At 71.9% G+C, this 4,996-nt stretch carries 5 protein-coding genes and 1 pseudogene; 3 read left to right on the forward strand and 3 right to left on the reverse strand.

The features are described 5' to 3' along the window. Window positions 1-390 (reverse strand): annotated as a pseudogene (locus ACWD3D_RS33425) (hypothetical protein); the annotation flags it as partial. 157 nt (window positions 391-547) lie between these two features. On the opposite strand from ACWD3D_RS33425, the gene ACWD3D_RS33430 reads away from it, so the two are divergent. Next, on the forward strand, window positions 548-1,036 hold the full coding sequence (locus tag ACWD3D_RS33430; RefSeq protein ID WP_451464470.1) for a phosphatase domain-containing protein: 489 nt from the start codon (window positions 548-550) through the stop codon (window positions 1,034-1,036). Here the strand turns inward: ACWD3D_RS33430 and ACWD3D_RS33435 are convergent. Both ACWD3D_RS33435 and ACWD3D_RS33440 read right to left on the reverse strand, forming a co-directional pair. Continuing rightward, on the reverse strand, window positions 960-1,430 hold the full coding sequence (locus ACWD3D_RS33435) for a hypothetical protein (RefSeq protein WP_451464471.1): 471 nt from the start codon (window positions 1,428-1,430) through the stop codon (window positions 960-962). The two genes, ACWD3D_RS33430 and ACWD3D_RS33435, sit on opposite strands and share 77 nt — an antisense overlap. A gap of 697 nt (window positions 1,431-2,127) precedes the next feature. Then, window positions 2,128-2,343: a dodecin gene (locus ACWD3D_RS33440; protein ID WP_327267486.1), complete on the reverse strand. Its 216-nt coding sequence runs from the start codon at window positions 2,341-2,343 to the stop codon at window positions 2,128-2,130. Window positions 2,344-2,546: 203 nt separating this feature from the next. Here ACWD3D_RS33440 and ACWD3D_RS33445 point away from each other — a divergent pair, with 203 nt between their 5' ends. Together ACWD3D_RS33445 and ACWD3D_RS33450 are read left to right on the forward strand one after the other, a co-directional pair. After that, window positions 2,547-3,800 (forward strand): extracellular solute-binding protein, encoded by a 1,254-nt coding sequence (locus tag ACWD3D_RS33445; protein WP_451464472.1) that lies wholly within the window; start codon window positions 2,547-2,549, stop codon window positions 3,798-3,800. Between the two features lie 214 nt (window positions 3,801-4,014). Continuing rightward, window positions 4,015-4,866, forward strand: coding sequence for a GNAT family N-acetyltransferase (locus tag ACWD3D_RS33450; protein ID WP_451464473.1), 852 nt, complete (start codon window positions 4,015-4,017; stop codon window positions 4,864-4,866). Window positions 4,867-4,996: the final 130 nt, after the last annotated feature.

Consider the following 4,996-nt stretch of genomic DNA (forward strand, 5'->3'; position numbering starts at 1 on the left):
CAACCGGCCACGCCGGGAGCGAACACGCCGGGAGCGAACACGCCCGGTGCCGCTATTCGGTCCCGTGCAGCGGGAACCCCGCGATTCCGCGCCAGTGTTGCCCGCACCCGAGCCGATGAGCGAGGCGGAGGTGAGCGCATGGGTGCGTATGCGCTCGAACCCCTCGTTCACCCCGTCCTCGACGGTCAGCGGCCACCAGTTGCGCGCCGGGCCGGTGATCAGCAGGCCGAATCCCGTCAACAGTCCGGCCTGGCAGACCGTCAGTGCACCGATCCGTACGGCCGCGCGACCGATACCGCTGGTCAGGGCGGGAGAGCGGCCCGGGCGTGAGACGCCCGGGTGCTGCTCGTCGTCGACTCCGGCCCGTCTCGCCGGCAGGGCAGTCGGCATGGAACCCCCACGTGTCCGCGCTCGTGTTCTCGTGTCCGGGCGGCGAATGCGGCCCGGCGATCGGCGTATGCCCGCGAAACCGGGCGACAGGCATCGGCGGGCCCGGCGGAGGCGTACCGGGCGGGTTCGAGCCGGACCGGGGGCCTACTGTGGGGGGATGACCGACGACGCCAGGCCTTTGGCCGTATTCGACCTGGACGGCACGCTCTCGGACAGCGCCCACCGCCAGCACTTCCTCGAAGGCCCCGGCCGGGACTGGCCCGCGTTCTTCGCCGCCGCTGTCGACGACCCGCCGCTCGCCGAGGGCATCAGCCTCGCGGTGCGGAGCACCGACGAGTGCGAGGTCGTGTACCTGACGGGACGGCCGGAACGCTGCCGCCGGGACACCCTCGACTGGATCTCCCGGCACGGGCTCCCCGAGGGGCCGCTGCACATGCGGCGCGACGACGACCGCCGGCCCGCCCGCCGCACCAAGCTGGAGGTGCTGAAACGGCTGGGCCGGGCGCGCGAGATCCGGATGCTCGTGGACGACGACGAACTGGTCTGCGACGACGCCGAGGCGGCCGGCTTCACCGTGGTGCGGGCCCGCTGGGCCGACACGTCGCAGGCGCTGAAGGACGCGCAGGAGCGTCAGGGGCGTACCTGAGGGAACGCCGGGTGACGAGGGCCGCCGAGAGGAGAGCCTCGTCCCGCGCGGTCTCCGCGTCGCGGCTGGAGTCGCACACCGGGATGCGGGTGCGTCGTTCGATCAGGGCGGTCACCGCCGGTCGCGCGGGCAGCGCCGCTCTGCCCATCCGGGCGAGCGCGGCCAGGTACTCCTCACCCCACGCGTAGTCGTCCAGCAGCGGTGTCATGAGGTCCAGCAGCCGGGGCGCGGCCGAAGGCCCCGCGTGACGCAGCCACAACGGCGCACAGGCCGCCTGCATGCGCCCGGGCCGCCGGAACGTGAGGTTGTGGAGCTGGGCCGCCTGCCGGAAGGAGAGCGGACCGGCGTCCAGCAGGGCGCCGAAGACCTCCCGGGCGGCGCTGAGCCGGCTCACCCCCACCGGGAGCGCCGCGAGTGCCTCGGCGGCCGATTCGGGGCTGTACGCCTTCCGGTCGCGACGCCGCGACCGCGGGGGAGGCGGGAACCCTCGCGCGGACAGCAGGGCGCCGTGCGTACGCCGGGCCGCCTCCGAGAGGGACGCGGTGGCCAGGGCTCGCGAGACCGCCGGGGAGGGGGGTTCCCCGCAGTGACGGACCAGGGACGGGACCAGTTCGACCGGCGCCGATGTCCCGGGTCGCCGGATCGGCCAGCAGGTGTTCGGCGAGGACGTACGCGTGGCGCTCGCGTCCCCGTTCCTCCAGTGCCGCGCCCCAGAGCGTGCCGAGGTCCGGCAGTTCGGGGGCGGCCTCCCGTACGTCCGCGGCCAGAGCGGCGTCCAGGGCCGGCCATTCCTCCTCGGGGGCTCTCCGCAAGGCCCCCAAGCCGGCCAGGAAGCGGGCGGACGGCCGGGCCGCTCCGTCGGGCCACCTCATCGGACGGGGCGGTGGCCGCCCTTTCGCGCGGGAAAAGATGTCATGGACCGGATCATCGCAGACGGCGGACCGGACCGGGGAGCGAAGTCCGGGGGCGCGTTCCGTCGGACAAGCATGGGTGGCCGCTGGGCCGCCGAGGGCATCGTGGTTGCCGACGGGAGCGGGACGCGACGCGTGGCGAGTCGCGTGCGGGAGGGGCGGATCGAGGGTCGGGCCAGGTCAGGAGGGACCGTCGAGGCGGAATCCGACCTTGAGCGTCACCTGGTAGTGGCCGATACGGCCGTCCTCGATGTGTCCGCGCGCTTCCTTGATCTCGAACCAGTCGAGATTGTGCAACGTTTCCGACGCCCGGGCGATGCCGTTGCGGATCGCCGCGTCGATGCCCTCCTCGGAGGTTCCTACGATCTCGGTGACCCGATAGGTGTGATTGGACATCGTATGTCTCCCTTCGTGTCTCCACCGTGCCTCACTCCCGGACGGTGCGCGAGGGAACAACCAGGCGCGCCCGGGCGACGGGCGGGCCTTGACCTGCTCAATGGTCCATACCAAAATCCAGCCACACACCCGTGCGAGCACCGCCCGCGTCCCCCCACACCGGGTCATTTTTCCGTCGTGCTGTTTCGCAGAAGGTGACGCTCGTGAAGAACCGGATTCTTGCCGGAGCCATCGCACTCGTCTCGTCCGTCGCCCTCGGAGGATGCGGCTATCTGTCCCCGTCCGCCGCAGGGGACGAGACCGTGACGGTCTGGCTGATGAAGGGCAGCGCCTCGACCGAGTTCCTGGACAAGTTCACCACGGCGTACGAGGCGGAACACACCTCTGTCCAACTGGAATTCAAGTTCCAGGAGTGGGGCGGGATCGGCCCCAAGGTGCTGTCCGCCCTCAAGGGTGGTGACTCCCCGGACGTCATCGAGGTCGGCAACACGCAGGTGGCCCAGTACGCGGAGAGCGGCGGTCTGCGTGATCTCACCCTGGAGTCCATGCGTGACCTCGGCAGCGAGGACTGGCTGCCGGGCCTCGCCGAACCGGGCAGCATCAACGGAGTGCAGTACGGCATCCCCTGGTACGCGGCCAACCGGGTGGTCATCTACAACAAGGACCTCTTCGCGCAGGCGGGGATCGACACCCCGCCGAAGAACCGCGAGCAGTGGATCGCCGACACCGAACTCCTGGACGCCGACGGGAACCAGGGCATCTACCTCGCGGGACAGAACTGGTACGTCCTCGCCGGGTTCATCTGGGACGAGGGCGGCGAACTCGCCGAAGGAGACGACGGGGACTGGGTCGGCGCCCTGGACACTCCCGAGGCACTCAGGGGCATGGAGTTCTACAAGAAGCTCCAGGCACTCGGAGCCGGCCCGAAGAACGCCGACGAGGAGAACCCGCCGCAGACCGACGTGTTCGCCCGAGGCGACGTCGCCCAGATCATCTCCACCCCGGGCTCCGCCGCCCTCATCGAGCAGGCCAACCCCGAACTCAAGGGAAAACTCGGCTACTTCCCGATACCCGGCAAGACCACGAAGAAGCCCGGCGCCGTGTTCACCGGCGGCTCCGACCTGATCGTCCCGGAGAAGGCGGCCCACCGCAGCGCCGGCATCGACGTGATCAAGGCGCTGGCGGGCGAGAAGTGGCAGCGGGAACTCGCCCTGGCCATGAGCTACGTCCCGAACAAGCCGAAGCTCGCGAGCGCCATCGGAAGCCAGGAAGGCACCGCCGCGATGGCGAAGGGGGCGGCGCAGGGTCGGGCCACTCCCAACTCCGCGCAGTGGGCGGAGGTAGAGGAAACGAACCCGATCAAGCCGTACATGACCGCGGTGCTGGAAGGACAGGACCCTCAGAAGGCGGCGAAGTCGGCTTCTGAGCGCATCAGTTCCCTCCTGGCGGGCAGCTGACGGACGCACCCCCGCGGCGGGGGCGGAGGGGGCGGGCGGGGTGCGGGGGAAAGGTGGAAACGGTCCGCACCCCGGGATTCAGCCGTCGCACATCCCGACTCTCCATGGCGGTCACGTCGAATCCAGCCGGCCACGGAAGAAGTAGGGGGCCGGACCTTCGCCACCGCGCGACGGTCCGACGGCCGCCCTTGCTGATCCGTCCCCGGAGACTGCCATGACCGCGCTGCCCATCGCTCCACCGGTACGCCCCGTCTCTGCCGTGCCGGCCCCCGACCGGCCCGCCGCCCTCTCGGGCCAGTCGCAGCCCCCCGCCCCGTCGCAGCACGCCTACCACCTCTCGCTCGCCACCTGCCCCGAAGACGTACGTGCCGCCCAGCGCCTGCGGCACCAGGTGTTCGCCGGAGAGCTCGGCGCCCGGCTCGACGGGCCCGGACCCGGCCTCGACGGCGACGAGTTCGACGCCTTCTGCGACCACCTGCTGGTGAGGGAGACCGCCACCGGCGACGTCGTCGCCACCTACCGGGTGCTGCCTCCCGAGCGCGCCCGCGCGGCCGGCCGCCTCTACTCGGAGAACGAGTTCGACCTCACCCGGCTCGCCCCCTTGCGCGACGACCTCGTCGAAGTGGGCCGCTCCTGCGTCCACCCCGCCCATCGCGACGGAGCCGTCATCGCCCTCATCTGGGCCGGCCTCGCCCGCTACATGGAGCGCACCGGCCACAACTGGCTGGCCGGCTGCTGCTCGCTCCCCCTGGGCGACGGCGGCATCCAGGCGGCCCGCAGCTGGGAGACCGTACGCGCCAAGCACCTCGCCCCCGAGGAGTACTGGGTCACCCCGCACCGCCTCTGGTCGGGCACCGCCGGGGATCCGGGCCCGCGGCCGGCCGCCGGCGCCCGCGCCGATCTGCCGCCGCTGCTCCGCGGCTACCTCCGCCTCGGGGCCTGGGTGTGCGGATCGCCCGCCTACGACCCGGACTTCGACTGCGCCGACCTCTATATACTCCTCTCCATGCGCCGCACCGACCCCCGCTACCTGCGGCACTTCCTCTCCATGACCCCGCCGCGATGAACGCCTGGTTCCCCGTCTCCCCGTGCACACCGCAGGCCTGCGCCGGCCACCACGGAGCGGTGCGTCCCGTGCTGCCCGCGGTGGCGCGGCTGGTGGCGGGCTGCCTGCTCGCGGTGGGCGGCGCCGCGTG

It is taken from the genome of Streptomyces sp. NPDC002690 (assembly GCF_053592415.1).

Bases quoted from the DNA above. Each gene is read 5' to 3' on its own strand.
- ACWD3D_RS33450 (WP_451464473.1), top strand. From the start codon at position 4,015: ATGACCGCGCTGCCCATCGCTCCACCGGTACGCCCCGTCTCTGCCGTG.
- ACWD3D_RS33430 (WP_451464470.1), top strand. From the start codon at position 548: ATGACCGACGACGCCAGGCCTTTGGCCGTATTCGACCTGGACGGCACG.
- ACWD3D_RS33440 (WP_327267486.1), bottom strand. From the start codon at position 2,343: ATGTCCAATCACACCTATCGGGTCACCGAGATCGTAGGAACCTCCGAG.